This window comes from Mycobacterium arosiense ATCC BAA-1401 = DSM 45069 (assembly GCF_002086125.1).
Taxonomy (GTDB): domain Bacteria; phylum Actinomycetota; class Actinomycetes; order Mycobacteriales; family Mycobacteriaceae; genus Mycobacterium; species Mycobacterium arosiense.
Genome location: NZ_MVHG01000009.1, coordinates 66,914 through 83,060 on the forward strand (window position 1 = coordinate 66,914; position 16,147 = coordinate 83,060).

Genomic DNA, 16,147 nt, shown 5'->3' on the forward strand with positions numbered 1-16,147 from the left:
CGATATGACGGCCGCAGCGGCGCGCGCAGTACGGTTCGACCGTTACGGGGGACGCGAGGTGTTATACGTGGCGGACATCGAGATGCCCTCCCCCGGCCCAGGTGAGGTGGTCGTCGACGTGCGCGCCGCGGGGATAAACCCCGGCGAGGCCGGCATCCGGACCGGGGCGATGCACGAGATCTTCCCCGCCACCTTCCCCTCCGGCCAGGGCAGCGACCTCGCCGGCGTCGTTACCGCCGTGGGGACGGGCGTCACCGAGTTCTCGGTCGGCGACGAGGTGCTCGGATTCAGCATGCGCCGGTCCAGCCACGCCACCCACACCGCGGTTCCGGTGGGCCAATTGATTCGCAAGCCTGCTGAACTCCGTTGGGAGGCAGCGGGTTCGCTCTACGTGGTCGGCGCGACGGCCTATGCGGCCGTGCATGCGGTGGCGCCGCAGCCGGGTGAGACGATCGCCGTGTCGGCCGCCGCGGGCGGGGTGGGCAGCCTGGTCGTGCAGCTGCTGGTGCTGCGTCAGGCCCGAGTGCTCGGCATCGCGGGGCCGGGCAACGTCGACTGGCTGCGCTCGCGGGGGGTCATTCCGATCGCCTACGGTGACGGGCTCGCCGAGCGACTGCGTGCGGCGGCGCCGAACGGGATCGACGCCTTCATCGATCTGTTCGGCCCGGACTACGTCCAGCTCGCGGTCGATCTCGGCGTGGCACCCGAGCGGATCGACACCATCATCTCCTTCCAGAAGGCCGGCGAAGTGGGCGCCAAGACCGAGGGCAGCATGGAGGCCTCGACGCCCGAGGTACTGGCCGAGATGGCCGAGCTGATCGTGTCCGGCGCCATCGAGTTCGACATTGCCGCGACCTACCCACTGGACCGGGTCGCCGACGCCTATGCCGAGCTCGAGCGGCGGCACACCCACGGCAAGATCGTCTTGCTGCCGACCAACTCACAATGAGGCGGCCGGGCCGACGACGCCGGCCTGCATGATCTTGATGATGACGAGGGCGACCGCCACCACCAAATAACCCCGCAGCGTGAACAGCCCCGCCCGGCGCATCGGCGACATCGCCGGCCGATCGAGCAACGCAAGGTTGGGCGTTTGCCAGCTCGCGCGGTCCTGGCGACGTATCGCGCGCCGCTCGGCGCGCGTCAGCGACGCCGCATCGTCGAGTTCGTCCACCTCCTCCGGGTCCAGGCCGCCCCCGAGCGTGCGCACAATGGCCTCGGCCTCGGCCAGATTCCGGTGCCGCCGCCCGACGACTATCAGCACCGCGCCGCCGACGATGCCGACCGCCGCACCGGCCGCCAGCCCCGCCTCGATGGTTTCGGTGGCGAGATCGGGGAAGAAGGTGGTCGCCGTCAATGCCAGCGAGAGCAACACCAGACACCACACGATGGTCCACGCAATGACGTTCTGCCGCACCGTGTTCACCCACGGCCCCAGCACCGCCCGATCGTTGCACAGCAGCACCAGGAAGACGGTCGCCGAAGGCAGCAGCACACCGGCGAGGGCCTGCACGCCCTGGGTCACCAGGCCCAGGATGTGATCGGGGCTCAAGGAGATCGCCGCCGAGACCCCGAGCAGCAGCGCGTAGCCGCCGTAGAACAGCGGGGCCTCGCTGATCTTCCAGTGCAACGAGTGCCGCTTGCCCATGGCATCACCGACCGCATAGGTGGTCGCCAGCCCGACGGCGTTGGCGCCGATCAGCGACGCATCCAGCAGGATGATGGCGAACAGCACCCCGACCGCTCGCCCCACGTGCTTGGACAGCGCCGAGGCCACCGCGCCCCCGTCGGTGAAGTGACCCGCATCGGCGGTACCGGCCAATCCGAATGCCGCCACCGCCATCAGAGCCGTCGCACCGACCATGACCACGACGATTCCGATGGCTAAATCCGCTCGGCCGTAGGGGATCCAGCGGGCGGTGATGCGTTTGTCCACCACGTTGGACTGCTGAAAAAACAGCTGCCACGGCGCGACCGTGGTGCCCACGATCGCCACCACCAGCAGCAGCACGGTCGAGTTGAGCCCGCCGGGGAATTGCGGGATCAAGCCGGCGGCGGTGGCTTTCGGGTCCGGCTGCACCAACAGCACCATCGGCACGATCAGCAGATTCACCGCGATCAGGAAAAACATCAGGCGCTCCCAGCGGCGGAACGACCCGCCGGCCACCACGGCGAACAGCAGGACGGCGGCGGCCGGGACGGCGACGATCGTCGGGCAGCCCAGAAAGCCGAGAGCCAGTGAGACGCCGATGAATTCGGTCACGATGGTCAAGGCGTTCAGGATCAACAGATCCCCGACGCTGAAGGCGCCCCAGAACTTGCCGAACCGCTCGAAGATCAACCGAGCGTGGCCGACCCGCGCCACCGCGCCCAGGCGCAGCACCATCTCCTGGTTGACGTACAGCACCGGAATCAGCAGCGCCAGCGTCCACCACAGGCCCATGCCGTAGTTCTGGCCGGCCTGCGCGTAGGTTGCGACGCCACCGGCGTCGTTGTCGCCAACCATGACGATCAGTCCGGGACCAGAGATGACCGCCAGCGTCCGCAGGCGCCGCCAGCGTCCGCTGAACACCCCGTAACCGCCGGTCCCGTCGCGCCGGATGCGCCCGAACGCGCCGACGATGTCGCCGGCGTGCGTGGAATCCAGCACGGTGGCGCTTTGGGCGCCGCGGGCGTGGATCGAAGTCATCGAATCCTCGCTATCTCGAACAGTTCTCACACCGGGGTAAGGCGTTTGAGGCGGTCGCGGTTGCGGCGCTTAACGCGACGGCGACGAAACGGCTCAACGGTGGTTGCTGTCGGGGGCCGAGGCGTGTCCGCCCAGCGACGCGGTGACCACCGCGATGGGCATCCTCGAGACGTACAGGTTGGCCCGCTCTTGCGGAGTCAGGCCGGCCCGCAGGTGGAACCTGTCGGCCAACAACCGGCCCGCACGCAGCACGGACCGGCCGCGCATCCTGGTAGCAATGGAAAAACGGTGCGTAACAACAAAAGCCATGATCATCTCCTGCCGATGGGACCGATCGGCATCGGCATGGCGGTTCAGCCGCGCGAGACCGGGCGAGGGTCAGGCGGTGAAAGAAATGCCGGAACCGGATCGGGACAAGACGGATTTCGGATAGGGACTATCGCCGGGACTCATCTCGCCCTCACCTCCTCACGGCCAAGACACACGCGGGTGTCACCACATTCACCTGAACGAGAGAAGCAGAAGACCCGCGACACCTGCCGCGGGCCGCACCCCTCTCGTCGGAGCTTCGGCACTGCACGGCGTATCCGGCCTTAACCGATGGTCGCGACCCGCCACGCCCGGCTGCGCCGCGCTTGCGATCGCTCCTCGTCCGGAAGCCACTTGGGCTCAACCCTTAGTCCGGGAAGAGCTGTCCTGACCCGGGGCGTCTCTCGACGTTCGGGGTCAGTGGCCTGTATCCATGCAGACGCCTCACCTACCGAGGTGCCAGCGGTGTCCATAGTGACACCGCGGTCGCGGACTCGTCAAACGCATTGACCGTTCCCTGCCCGTCCACCGCGGCGCTCCCAGCGTCCGCTCAGGCCGCGCGCTTAGGGTCAACGTCATGACCACAACGTTGCAGGATGGCCGGGTCGCGTCGGTACTCGACCGCATGTACGCCGAGTCGAAGAACCAGATGTCGCTGTTGCGCGAGCGGCGCGGCACCTTCGATCGGCCGATGACCGCGCAGGAGCGGGCGGAGGCGATGAGTGAGTTCTACATCCCGGTGACACCGGAGGCCGGCCGGCTGCTGTATTCGCTGGTCCGGGCCACCCGCCCGGCCACCATCGTCGAATTCGGGATGTCATTCGGCATTTCCGCCATACACCTGGCCGCCGCGGTACGCGATAACGGCACCGGCCGGGTGGTGACGACCGAACTGAGCGACACCAAGATCGCCGCAGCCAAGCAGACGTTTGCCGAGACCGGCCTGGACGACGTCATCACCATCCTCGAAGGCGATGCGCTGTCCACGCTGGCGGATTTGCCGGGACCGGTCGATTTCGTGTTGCTCGACGGCTGGAAAGACCTGTACCTGCCCATCATCGAACTGCTCGAGCCGCGGCTGTCGCCCGGCGTGCTGGTCGTCGCCGACAACACCGGTTCGGCCGACACGCAGCCGTATCTGGACCGGGTGCGCAACCCCGACAACGGCTATGTGACCTTCAACTTCGCGGTTCGCGACAGCGACAGCATGGAGATCAGCTGCCGCACAGGCGGTTAGGGGTTACCTCAGCGATTCCTCGAGCCACGGCGTCAGCCACTTCACGCCTTCGGGGGTGAGGTGGACGCCGTCGCTGCGCACCTTGATGCCGTCGACCTTGGCGGTATAGACACCGTCGGGACACAGCTTCTTGTTCAGGTCGAGGATCGCGACGTTCGGGTGGTGGCTGACGGTCTTGCGCAGCATGGCGTTCCACAGGTTGACCCGCTCCGGCTGATCCTCCGGATAGAGCCGGCCGTCCGGCTTTTCACCGCCCCGGCTGTAGGGGACGGTGGCGACCACCACGTGGACACCGGTGGCACCGACGATGGTCAGCGCCCGTTCGAGCTCGCCATTGAGGTAGGCGTCGAAGGTCGGGTCGCCGATGTGGGTCCACTGCCCCTCGTTGACCCGGTCCACCGTTTCCCAGCGGCCGATGATCAGCAGCGCGACGTCCGGCTGGTCCTGGCTGACCTGCCTCGACCAGCGGATCGGCCACCCGTCGCACTCCGATCGTTGCTCGAGGGTCTGGCCGATGTAGCGGTACGGTGTGCCGCGCACCAGGCTGCATCCGATGACGGTGTGATCGAGAAACACAAATCCCGGCGTCGGGGGCAGGTAATGCATCCATGTCCACCCGATCGAATCCCCGAACACCGAAACGGTGAACGGCCGGTTGGCATCTCGGGGCCGGCTTGGTCCGGGCGGCGACGGCGAGACCGCCGCGACCGCCGAGACGCCGGGCGGCAGACCGACCTCACGCAGGCCGGGCCCGGTGCCCACCGGAACCACCAGCAGCGTCACCGCGGCGGCGCTTGCCACGGTCGCGGCGGCCAGCGGCAGCAACGGCACCCGAGCCGGTCGCCAGCGCCGAATGGGTTGCTCGAGCAGCCAATACGACACCGCGGCCACCGCCAGCGTGGCCCCACAACGCGCGGCGAACAACGGCAGCCCGGACCATCCGGTGCGTTCGCCGTTGAGCGCCAAGAAGATTGGCCAGTGCCACAGGTACACGCCGTAGGAAATGGTTCCCAGCCACACCAGCGGCCGCGACGCAAGCGCGCGGGCGGCGAGTCCGCGCTGCTCCAGCGCGACGGGTGCGATCACGACCACGGCCGCAATCGCGACCCCGATCAGCAGGCCGTGCCGGAATTCGCCGCTGGCGCCGGTGGCGTAGTGCGTCGCCGCCGCCAGTCCCGCCAGCCCCGAGACCGGCAGGATACGGGCCACCCGGCGGCCCCACCGGGTACGGATCATGCACCAGCCGCGATTCATCGAGGGCCAGTCCCGAACCAGCAGGGCGGCCGATGCGGCGCCCACGAGCAATGCCTGCGCGCGGGTGTCAGTGCCGAAGTAGATCCGGTCCCGGGTGCCGTCCGAGGCCATCACGATCGCGACCGCCGCGGAAGCCAGCGCGCCCACGGTGGCGATCAGAAACGTGGCGAACCGCACGCCGCCGACGGTGGCGCGGGTGAAGCGGCGCCTCGCGCGGGCGGCCAGCAGCAGCGTCACCGAGATCAGCAGCACCGGCCAGACGACGTAGTACTGCTCCTCCACCCCCAGTGACCAGGTGTGCTGCAGCGGCGAGGGTGGTGCGCCCTGGGTGAAATAGTCCGTCTTCTGCGCGACAAAGCGCCAGTTCGCCATCCACACGAAGGCCGCGATCGCGTCGTCGCGCAGGCCGGTCAGCGACCGGTCGGGCAGCAGCTGGCGGCCCGCGGCCACGGTGAGCACCATCAGCACCAGCGCGGGCAGCAATCGTCGCGCGCGCCGAATCCAGAAACCGGCCAACTCGATACGGCCGGTGCGCCCCAGCTCGTCCAGCAGCAACGAGGTGATCAGGAATCCGCTGAGCACGAAGAACACGTCGACGCCGACGAATCCACCGGTGACGCCGGGGATGCCGCCGTGCCCGGTCAGCACCAGTGCGACCGCGATCGCGCGCAGCCCGTCGAGCGCCGGGATGCCACTGGCTCGCTCGGGCCGATCCCAAATCGCCAGCCGGCCGACCCGGCGCACGGGGGCGACCCATCGGGGCCGAGAACGACGAGCCGGTGCGGGGTGCGACCCGCCCGGCTCGATACTTGGTGTCAGCGCGCCGTAACTACCATTTCGCCCGGCGCCATGGTTGATGCCGATACGTCGCTGCCCCTCCTGTTGATTTCAGCAAGCCAGCCTAGAGGCGGGCGCGCCGGATCACGTGGAGGACACGCGAGGTGTCTTGTGCCGTGCCGCGTTCGGGTTTCGGCCCGAGGCGTCAGGCCTCGTCGGGCGCGTGGCCCAGGATGCTCTTGACTTCCAGGTACTCGTAGAAGCCGAACTCGCTCCACTCGCGACCGTTGCCGCTGCGTTTGTAGCCGCCGAACGGGGCGTTCATGTCGAAAGCGTGATTGATCGTCACCCATCCCGCGCGGATCTTGGCGGCGACCTCACGCGCGGTGTTCAGGTCGGCGCCCGACACGAAGCCGGCCAGGCCGTACTGGGTGTCATTGGCGATCTCGACGGCGTGGTCGAGGTCGTCGTAGCCGAGGATGCACAGCACGGGCCCGAAGATCTCCTCGCGGGCGATCGTCATGTCGTTGGTGACATGTGCGAAGACGGTCGGCTTGACGTAGTAGCCCTTGTCCAGCCCGGCCGGCCGACCCGGTCCTCCCGCGATGACGGTCGCGCCCTCGTCGACGCCCTGCTGGATCAGGCGCTGAACCTTCTCGAACTGTGTCCGCGACGCCACCGGCCCGATCGCCGTCGCCTCGCCACTGCCCACCGGGATCTGTTCGGCGGCCTCGCGCGCGATGGCAATGGCCTCGTCCATCCGGGATTTCGGCACCAGCATGCGCGACGGCGCGTTGCAGCTCTGCCCGGAATTGGGCATCATGTTGGCCACACCGGCCCGGACGCCCTCGGCGAAGCCGCCGTCGTCGAGGACGATGTTGGGGCTCTTGCCGCCGAGTTCCTGGGTCACTCGCTTGACGGTAGGGGCGGCATTCCTGGCGACCTCGACGCCGGCGCGGGTGGATCCGGTGAACGACACCATGTCGATGTCGGGATGGCTCGCCAAGGCCACTCCCACGCCCGCGCCGTCCCCGTTGACCAGGTTGAACACCCCGGCCGGCACGCCTGCAGCGTCCAGGATTTCGGCGAAGATGTAGGGCGAATACGGCGCCACCTCAGACGGTTTCAGGATGACGGTGCAGCCCGTCGCCAAGGCCGGGTAGACCTTGACCGCGACCTGGTTGATCGGCCAGTTCCAGGGCGTGATCAAGCCGCAGACGCCGATCGGCTCCCGGGCGATCAGGGTCGCGCCCTTCTGTTCGGAGAACGGGAAGTTCTTCAGCACGTCGATGGCCGTGGTCAGGTGGCCTATCCCGAGGAAGACCTGGGGCCCCGCGGCCAGCGAGGGCGGCGCGCCGATTTCCTCGGTGACCGCCTCGGCGAGATCGTCCGCGCGCTTCTGGTATTCGGCGAGGATGGCCTGCAACAGGTCCAGGCGCTGTTCGCGGGTGCTCTTCGACCAGCCGGTGAAGGCGCGCCGGGCGGCGTTGACCGCCACGTCGACGTCGGCGGCCGACCCCAGCGAGATCTTCCCCGAAACTGCCTCGGTCGCGGGGTTTTCCACATCGAAGGCGTTGGGCCGCACCGGGTCGACCCACTGCCCGTCGATGTAGAACTTCAGGTATTCGCGCATGACATCGATCCTCTTTCTTACGGCGGGCCCTACTGAGTGCCTTCGGCGTACCAGGTCCGGAATCGGTCGTACTTGGGCATCTCCTCGGAATTGGCCTTCGGATCGATGCAGACGTGCACCACACCGACCTTGCCACTGGCGTAGGCGCGAGCGATCGCCGGGCCGATCTCGGATTCCTTCTCGACGTACTCACCATGGCAACCGAAGCCGTCGGCGACCTTGTCCATCCGCACGTCCTTGCTCCAGTGCACACCGGGCTGCGGCGACGGCTGGGAGAAGGTGCGCTTGTACACCCCCACTTCCAAGCCCCACTGGTGGTCGACGCCAACCACGCATACCAGCGGAAGATGCTGCCGCGCAGCGGTTTCCAGCTCGGCGATATGGAACAGAAACGACGAGTCGCTGGTCAGCAGCATCACCGGCCGCTTGCCACCCTCGGCGACGGAGGCTCCGATCGCGTACGGCAGGCCGGTGCCCAGGTGTCCGAAGTTCTGGTTCCAGATCACGTCGCGCGGCTTGGACTGCGAGTAGGTCCAACCGAAGATCACGGTCGCGCCGCCGTCACGCACGAGAATGCCGTCGTCGAGTTCGTTGAACGCCTTGGTGGCCTCGACGACGTAGCGCGCGGGGTGGATCGGCGAACGCCCGGACGGTGCCGATTCCGCCATGTCCGCAAGCTCTTTCGCGTCCTTTTCGATCAGCGCCTGCAGCGCGGGCGCGGCCTGGCGCGGGGAGTCCTTGAGCGCGTCGACCAGCTGCGGCACCACCCCGCGCAGGTCGCCCACCAGTGCCACGTCGAACCGGCGGTTGACGCCGATGGCGGCCGGGTCCTGCTCGACGTACACCCATTTGCGGTTCGCGTCGTTGCCGGCCCAGTGCTGGGTCCGGCCGTAGTGCATCGGCTCACCGAGTTCGGTCCCCAGCGCGACGCACAAATCGGAGTGTTCGACGGCCTCGTTGGCGGCCGGAGAGAACAGGTAGGGGAACGTGCGGTCCTGCAGTCCCGGGATGAAGGAGGTGCCGCCGGAGGTCTGGATCACCGGGCAGGCCATCAGCTCGGCGAGCTCCTTGACCTGCTGCTGGGTGCGGGAGGTGTGCACGCCGTGGCCGACCAGCAGGATCGGGCTTTGCGCCGCACGGATCAGCTGCACGGCCTCGGCCACCTCGCGGGTACCGGCGCCCTGGTTGACCAGCCGGTAGGCCGACGGTGGCGGCGCGGCGTCGACGTCGAGCTCCTCGAGGATCACGTGTGACGGGAACTCCACGTAGGACGGACCCGGCGTGCCCGACATGGCCCTGCGAATGGCCTCGTGGATGATCTCGTCGGTCTGGTCGGCGTACTCGATCGAGCTGCTGTACTTCACCGACGCGGCGAAAAGCGGTTCCTGCTGCGCGAATTGGATGCGGCCGCGCCGCACCCGGCGCTCGGTCACCCGGGCCCGCTGCCCGCCCAGGAAGATCACCGGCGAGTTCTCCACCAGCGCGCACTGGAGCGCCCCGGCGATGTTGGCCATGCCCGGGCCGAGCGTGCCGATGCACAGGCCGGGTTTACCGGTCATGCGCGACGCGGCCTCGGCCATGAATCCGGCGCTCAGTTCGTGATGGGGAGCCACCACCGACCACCCGCGGGCGTCCGCCTCGGCGAACATGTGGACGAAGTTCGGGTCCGGGATGCCGAACAGGGTGTTCACCCCCTCGGCCTCGAACAGGTCGAGAATGCGCTTGTAGACGGGCACGGCCATGGTCAAAGTTCCTTTCCCTCGCGAGCAGACGCAAAAGCACCTTCTGACACGGCGTGTCGGGGACTTTTGTGACTGCTCGCGTCGATTTCAGCGAGCACTTCCGCGGTGTGGGCGCCGAGTTCGGGTGCCGGCCCGGCGACCCGACCCGGTGTCCGCGAGAACCAGGTGGGCACCCCGGGGAAACGCACCGGCCCGTGCGGGCTGTCCACCGTCTCGAACATGCCGACGGCGTTCAGATGCGGGTCGTCGAAGAGTGCTCCCGGTGTGTTCAGTGGCGCGGCCGGTATCTCCAGTTCGCGAAGGAGCGCCAGCCACTGCGCGGTGGTCCGCTCTTTCATCGTCTCGGCGACCAGCCCGTAGACGGTGTCGATCTCGCGGGCGCGCTGCTCCAACGTCGAATACTGATCGCTGGCCCACGGGGGCGCGACGGCTTCGACGAACGCGTTCCAGTGCTTGTCGTTGTAGATCAACGCGGCGATGTGGCCGTCGCTGGTGTGGTACGGGCGGCGGTTGGGCGCCACCGTCCGCGGATACACGGCGGGCCCGAGCGGAGGGTCGAACAGGGCGCCGTTGGCGTGTTCGACGAGCATGAACGAGGCCATTGTTTCGAACATGGCGACCTCGACTTCTTGCCCCTGCCCGGTGCGTTCGCGATGGAACAGCGCCATCGTCGTGGCGTAAAGCGCCGTCAGCCCGGCGATCTTGTCGGCCATGATGGTGCCGACGTAGTCGGCCTCGCCGGTCAACTGCTGTTGCACCGCCGGCAGGCCGCACTCGGCCTGGATGGTGTCGTCGTAGGCGGGGCGGTCGCGGTCGGGTCCGCGGCGCCCGTACCCGTAGCAATTGGTATAGATGACCGCGGGATTGATCGCGGCGACGTCGTCATAGCCGAAACCGAGCTTGACGATCGCCTTGGCCCGCATCGAGTGGATGAACACGTCGGCCGTCTCGAGAAGGGCGCGCAACGCGCCGGCGCCGGCGTCGGTCTGCAGGTCCAGCACAACGCTGCGCTTGCCCCGATTGACATTGACGAACACCCCGCTCATGCCCCGGGCCGGGCCCACCGAGATGTAGCGGGTGCTATCGCCTTGCGGTGGTTCGACTTTGATGACGTCGGCGCCCATGTCGGCCATGATCTGCGTGCAGTACGGCCCCATCACCATCGCGGTGAGGTCGATGACGCGCAGCCCGGCCATCGGGCCGGCGGGGCTAGCCATGCGGCGCTCCTCTCACACCGAGCGTGGGGGATATGTACGAAAAGTAGGCCGATCGTGTACGTATGCCCCACACTCGGCGCGGTCGAGTCAGCACCCTAGCCATTGAGCGCTCCTTGGTCGGTGCAGCGGTGCGCCAGCTCGAAGCTGTAGCGGATGTGCTCGTTGTGTCCGTCCGGGACGACCGGGAAGATGAGCGGTGCCTGGACGTATCGGATCGCGTCCAAGTGGTCGCCTACCTCCTCGATGGTCCATGACGGCCGGCACACGCCCGGGCTTTCGGCGATCACCGCCCGCGCCACCCGGCCCGCCAGCGCGATGAACAGCTCACCGGTGACCGAACAGGACTCGTGCGCGAGCCAACCCACCACGGGCGCAACGAGTTCCGAACCCATCGGCGGATAGGCCGAGGTGTCGATGCCCTCGGCCATGCGCGTCACCGCGGCCGGCACGATCACGTTGCACCGCACCCCCTCCGCGGCGCCTTCCAGCGCTACGACATTGGCCAGCCCGATCACACCGGCCTTGGCCGCCGCGTAGTTGGCCACGTCGTGATTCCCGTACAGCCCGCCGATCGACGACGTCAACACGATGCGGCCGGAGCCCGCCTCGCACATCAGCGGAAACGCGGGCCGCACAACGTGAAACGCGCCGCGCAGGTGCACATCGAGCACGGCGTCGAAGTCCTCATAGCTCATCTCCTTGAGCGAGGCGCGGCGAACGTTGCCGGCGTTGTGCACCAACACGTCGACGCGACCATAGTGCTCGAGCGCGGTCGCGATGATCTCCTGGCCGCCTTCGCGGGTCGCCACCGAGGCGCCGCAGGCGACGGCCTCGCCGCCGGCCGCGGTGATCTCGCCGACCACCCGCTCGGCCGGGCCGGAGTCGGCGCCTTCACCGTCGAGGCCGCCGCCGGCGTCGTTGACCACCACCTTGGCCCCGCGCGAGGCGAGCAGTCGCGCGTACGCCCGGCCCAGCCCGCGGCCGGCCCCGGTCACCACGGCGACGCGGTCGTCGAATCGGAGTTGGGGTGCAACGGTTTCGGTCAAGTGCCGAGCACCAGCCCTTCCAGCTCACCCTTGTCGCGCCACACCCGCAGCAGGTCGTCGAAGGCGTAGAAGCCGGGGCCGTACGGCTCGCCCAGGTGCGACCGGATTCCCTCGCCCCCGCCACCGCCTTCGTTGTTGTAATAGCCGGGGGTGCACTGGGCGTCGAACGCCGAATTGTCCACCGCCGTTTCCCGGATCGTCGCGCACCACTGCTCCTGCGCCGCTTGACTGGGCTCCACGGTGGTGGCGCCGCGCTTCAGCGCCTCGGCGATGATGTACGCGATGTGCTCACCCTGCAGCTCGTAGTTGGCCGCGATGTTGGCGGAGATGCCCACCTGGGTGAAGCCGGTATAGAACTGGTTGGGGAAGCCTCGGCTGGTCATCCCGTGCAGCGTCTTGTAACCGTCTCGCCAGTAGTCGAAGAGCGAGAGCCCGTCGCGTCCCTGGATGGTCTCGATCGAGTAGCGGCGGCTGATTTCGGTGGTGATCTCGAAGCCGCTCGCGTAGATGATGCAGTCGACCTCGTACTCGACGCCGCCCGCGACCAAGCCCTTTTCGGTGATACGTTCCACGCCTTTGGAATCGGAGACGTCGACGAGGGTTACGTTGGGCCGGTTGAACATCGGCAGGTACTCGTCGTTGGACAGCGGTCGCTTGCACAGGAATCGGTAGTAAGGCTTGAGCGACTCGGCGGTCTGCGGATCCTCGACCACCGCGTCGATGCGGCGGCGCAGCCGCTCCATCAACTTGTAGTCCTCTTCCTCGCGGATCGCCATGAACTGCTCCGGCGTCAAGGACGCGGGGTCGGGCAGGGCGAGCACCCGCGCGGCGGTGTTGCGCCCGAGCTCGGTCCAGAAGTCGCACACCAGATCCGGCTGGCCCAGCGCCATGCCCTCGAACGTCCAGGAGTGGAAGTTGCGCTGCCGCTCCCGCTGCCAGCCCGGCCGCAGCGTCTTCACCCATTCCGGATCGGTGGGCGCGTTGTTGCGCTCGTCGACCGTCGAGGGTGTGCGCTGGAAAACGTAAAGGTGCTGGGCGTCGCGCGCCAGGAACGGGGTGATCTGGATCGCGGTGGCGCCGGTGCCGATGACGGCGACCTTCTTGTCGGCGAGCTTGTGCATATTGCCGCCGGTATCACCGCCGGTGTAGTCGTAGTCCCACCGCGACGAGTGGAATGAATGGCCCTTGAAGTCCTTGATTCCCGGGATGCCGGGCAGCTTCGGGCGGTGGAAGGGGCCCGACGCCAGCACGACGAACCGGGCGCGGATGTCGTCGCCGCGGTTGGTGCTGATCCGCCAGCGCTTGATTTCTTCATCCCACCGCAGGTCGCGGACCTGGGTCGAGAAGATCGCCGAATCGTAGAGGCCGAAGTGCTTGCCGATGTTGCGGCAGTGCTGGTAGATCTCGGCGCCGTCGGCGAACTTCTTCGACGGCATGAAATCGAGCTCTTCGAGAAGCGGTATGTAGCAGTATGATTCGTTGTCGCACTGGATGCCGGGATAACGGTTCCAGTACCAGACGCCGCCGAAGTCGCCGCCGAGTTCGATGACGCGGACGTCGTCGACACCCGCTTTTTTCAGGTGGGCCGCCGACAGCAGGCCCCCGAAGCCGCCGCCCAGGACCGCGACGTCGATGTCCTCGCGAATCGGCTCACGCGGGGTCGCGGGTGTGTAGGGGTCGACTTCGTAGTAACCGGCGAAGTCGTCCTCCAACTCGATGTACTGCTTGGAACCTTCCTTGCGGAGCCGCTTCTCGCGCTCCTGACGGTATTTCTGCCGCAGCGCCTCGATATCGATGTCATCGGGCGTCTGCGTCGGTTCGCAAGTTTCGAACATTGTCATTCGCCGGTAAGCTCCTGCGGTTTGCCGGTACCCATGTACTTCGACAGTTGGTAATGAAGGTTGACCGTGCTGCGTTCTCGGTACGGATTGGGTTTGGTGCCGCCGAAGCCGAGAGACTTCATGCCCTGCTGCACGGCGGCCATGTTGGAGAAGTCCTGCGGTAGCACCGATCGCCACCGGGGGTCCCCGACCGGGGTGTACTCCCATTCCGTCTGGGGCTCTTGGCCTTTGGGGTAAAGCTCGAAGACCGACACCTCAAAGATGCACTTGTCCGGGTTGTAGCTGGGGTGGGGCCGCGCGCCGTAGCACAGCGCGCTGGTCAGGCCCTGACCGATCTGGAAATTGGGGAAGATCTGCCACGCGGTGCCGGCCTGGCCCAGGATGTCGGGCGGAATCGTCGGCCAGATCACGCCACGGGCCTCGTCGTCGCGCCGTGCCGAGGCCAGCCAGTGCTCGAGGACCTTGTCGGCCGGTGTGCCCTCGGGCAATTCGTCGACCAGCCGCTTGGCGGCGTTCACCAGCGTCTGGGTGGTGGTGGCGTTGGTCTCCTCCATCGTGTACACCTGCATCTGGGCGGTGGACACGCGCGGATCGGCGCCGATGCCGAGGCGGATCTTGGACTTGGTGGCCTCGAGATCGTCCGGGGCGTCATAGCCGATGTTGCTGTGCTTGCCCTGGGCCTTGGCCCAGCCCTTGAATTCGCCGAACTTGTTGAACTCCGGATGCGTGGTGTAGACGTGGTAGGTCTCGTTGAAGGCCTCCAGCGCCACCTTCCAATTGCAGTCGAATTCAAGCCATTTGCGCCATTTGTAGCGCATGTTCTCACACCCGAACGGGTCGAGAATCTTCGCGGCGGGGAACAGGTAATCGGCCAGCGGCTCGCAGTCGGGGTCCATGTTGATCCACAACCAACCGCCCCAGGTGTCGACCCGCACCGGTCGGAGGTGGGTGCTGTCGGGCGTGAGCGCGCCCTGCCAATCCTGCCGTTCGCGGATATGGGTGCACGCCCCGTCCAAACCGTAGGTCCAACCGTGGAAGCCACAGACAAACGACTTGTGGGCTCGGCCGCGGGCGTTCTTCGCGCCCCCGGGGGTGTCGATCAGCCTGCGGCCGCGGTGCATGCAGACGTTGTGGTGGGCCCGGAATTCATTGCTGCCGGTGCGCACCACGATGATCGAGTCGTCGAGGATGTCGTAGGTCAAATAGCTGCCCACGTCGGGCAACTCCTCGACGCGGCCCACCTGCTGCCATACCTTGCGCCACAGCTTGTCCCGCTCGGCGCGGGCATAGTCCTCGGAGATGTAGGCGTCCACGCCGATGGTCATCGGCTGCGAGAGTTCATCGGCCGCTTGGTGATTCGCGCCCTTGGCCAGATCGGTCATCACATCCTCCTGATCGCCGCGCGGAAGGATTCGTCATGCAGGAACAGCGACGTGTTGTCGGCGCCGAGGTGGCTCCACTTGAGGTCCAGCCCGCCGTCGACGAGCAGCGTCTGACCGGTGAGGTAACTCGACAACTTCGAGAGCAGGAACAGGATGGGGCCGGCCTGCTCCTCGGGCCGCCCACGGCGGCCCATCGCGATCGCCTGCCGGTCGCGATCGGGGTCCTCGTCGACGTACGTGCGTGAGGCCGCCGTCTCGGTGACGCCCGGAGCCACGGCGTTGACCCTGATTCCCGCCGCCGCCAACTCGAGTGCCATCGTGCGGGTCATCGCCACGATCGCGGCCTTGGCCGTGCCGTAGGCGATGTGGAACGGCGCGGTGTTCATGCCGCTGATCGAGGAGATCGACACGATCGACCCCTGCTTCCGCTGCGCGACGAGCTCGCCAGCCACGGCCTGACTCATGAAGAAGGCCGTTTCGAGATTGTCGGCGAAAATCTTGCGCCAGTCGCCGCGCGCCACCCGGGTCGACGGCATCCACGTCGACGGCTCGGCGCCGCCGGCGACATTGACCAGGCCGTACAGGTCGCCGTCGGCGCGGCGGGCGTGGTCGAGCACTGCGGCGATGCCCTCGTCGGTCGACGCGTCCGCGGCGACGGGCAGCACGGGCAGACCCTGCTGTGCCAGCGGGGTGATGTGCTCGTCGAGGTTTTCCTTCGACCGGCTCACCGCGATCACGGTGGCCCCGGCCCGGGCGGTCATGGCCGCTACGGTCGTGCCGATGCCGCCCCCACCGGCGCCGGATACCACCACGACGCGCCCGTCGAGTCCCAGGAAATCCCCGTGATCGGCCATGACCTGCTTTCCCCTGCCGCCGGGGTCGCGCCGCCCGCAGCGGGATCAATGCTCAGTTTGTCCGGACAAAATATCCCGTTTTGTCCCTTGGAGAACACTATTCCGATCGTCGGACTTCGCTGTCAAGATCGGCCTGATGCGCCGCGGCGGCTATTGTCTGGACTAG

12 protein-coding genes and 1 riboswitch are annotated in these 16,147 nt (G+C 67.4%); of the genes, 2 read left to right on the forward strand and 10 right to left on the reverse strand.

Annotated features, from left to right (window positions below):
* The first annotated feature begins 4 nt into the window (after positions 1-4).
* Positions 5-949, forward strand: coding sequence for an NADP-dependent oxidoreductase (locus BST14_RS06455; protein WP_083063745.1), 945 nt, complete (start codon positions 5-7; stop codon positions 947-949).
* Here the strand turns inward: BST14_RS06455 and BST14_RS06460 are convergent.
* Both BST14_RS06460 and BST14_RS29400 read right to left on the reverse strand, forming a co-directional pair.
* A complete protein-coding gene (locus BST14_RS06460; RefSeq protein ID WP_083063746.1) occupies positions 941-2,689 on the reverse strand; it encodes an NRAMP family divalent metal transporter in 1,749 nt (582 codons plus the stop codon). The two genes, BST14_RS06455 and BST14_RS06460, sit on opposite strands and share 9 nt — an antisense overlap.
* Before the next feature lie 93 nt (positions 2,690-2,782).
* Positions 2,783-2,998, reverse strand: a complete 216-nt coding sequence (locus BST14_RS29400) for a hypothetical protein (protein ID WP_142279287.1) — start codon at positions 2,996-2,998, stop codon at positions 2,783-2,785.
* 236 nt (positions 2,999-3,234) lie between these two features.
* Positions 3,235-3,461, reverse strand: a riboswitch (M-box (ykoK) riboswitch).
* Positions 3,462-3,575: 114 nt separating this feature from the next.
* Here BST14_RS29400 and BST14_RS06465 point away from each other — a divergent pair.
* Positions 3,576-4,235, forward strand: a complete 660-nt coding sequence (locus BST14_RS06465; protein ID WP_083063747.1) for an O-methyltransferase — start codon at positions 3,576-3,578, stop codon at positions 4,233-4,235.
* A 3-nt stretch (positions 4,236-4,238) separates the two neighbouring features.
* Here BST14_RS06465 and BST14_RS06470 read toward each other — a convergent pair whose 3' ends face one another.
* From BST14_RS06470 to BST14_RS06505, 8 genes are all read right to left on the reverse strand, one after another.
* Positions 4,239-6,233 carry an acyltransferase family protein gene (locus BST14_RS06470; RefSeq protein WP_083063748.1) on the reverse strand — a complete coding sequence of 665 codons (1,995 nt, stop codon included), beginning with the start codon at positions 6,231-6,233 and terminating at the stop codon, positions 4,239-4,241.
* 238 nt (positions 6,234-6,471) lie between these two features.
* Positions 6,472-7,899: an aldehyde dehydrogenase family protein gene (locus tag BST14_RS06475; protein ID WP_083063749.1), complete on the reverse strand. Its 1,428-nt coding sequence runs from the start codon at positions 7,897-7,899 to the stop codon at positions 6,472-6,474.
* Between the two features lie 29 nt (positions 7,900-7,928).
* Positions 7,929-9,641, reverse strand: coding sequence for a thiamine pyrophosphate-binding protein (locus tag BST14_RS06480; RefSeq protein ID WP_083063750.1), 1,713 nt, complete (start codon positions 9,639-9,641; stop codon positions 7,929-7,931).
* A gap of 2 nt (positions 9,642-9,643) precedes the next feature.
* Entirely contained in the window at positions 9,644-10,837 is a 1,194-nt protein-coding gene (locus tag BST14_RS06485; RefSeq protein ID WP_083063751.1) for a CaiB/BaiF CoA transferase family protein, read from the reverse strand.
* Positions 10,838-10,953: 116 nt separating this feature from the next.
* Positions 10,954-11,904 carry an SDR family NAD(P)-dependent oxidoreductase gene (locus tag BST14_RS06490; RefSeq protein ID WP_083063752.1) on the reverse strand — a complete coding sequence of 317 codons (951 nt, stop codon included), beginning with the start codon at positions 11,902-11,904 and terminating at the stop codon, positions 10,954-10,956.
* Positions 11,901-13,745: a flavin-containing monooxygenase gene (locus tag BST14_RS06495; protein WP_083063753.1), complete on the reverse strand. Its 1,845-nt coding sequence runs from the start codon at positions 13,743-13,745 to the stop codon at positions 11,901-11,903. The genes BST14_RS06490 and BST14_RS06495 overlap by 4 nt, the downstream gene beginning before the upstream one ends.
* Positions 13,742-15,127, reverse strand: coding sequence for an aromatic ring-hydroxylating oxygenase subunit alpha (locus BST14_RS06500; RefSeq protein WP_083063754.1), 1,386 nt, complete (start codon positions 15,125-15,127; stop codon positions 13,742-13,744). Before BST14_RS06500 ends, BST14_RS06495 begins: the two co-directional genes overlap by 4 nt.
* A complete protein-coding gene (locus BST14_RS06505; protein ID WP_083063755.1) occupies positions 15,127-15,981 on the reverse strand; it encodes an SDR family NAD(P)-dependent oxidoreductase in 855 nt (284 codons plus the stop codon). The genes BST14_RS06500 and BST14_RS06505 overlap by 1 nt, the downstream gene beginning before the upstream one ends.
* Positions 15,982-16,147 lie beyond the last annotated feature (166 nt).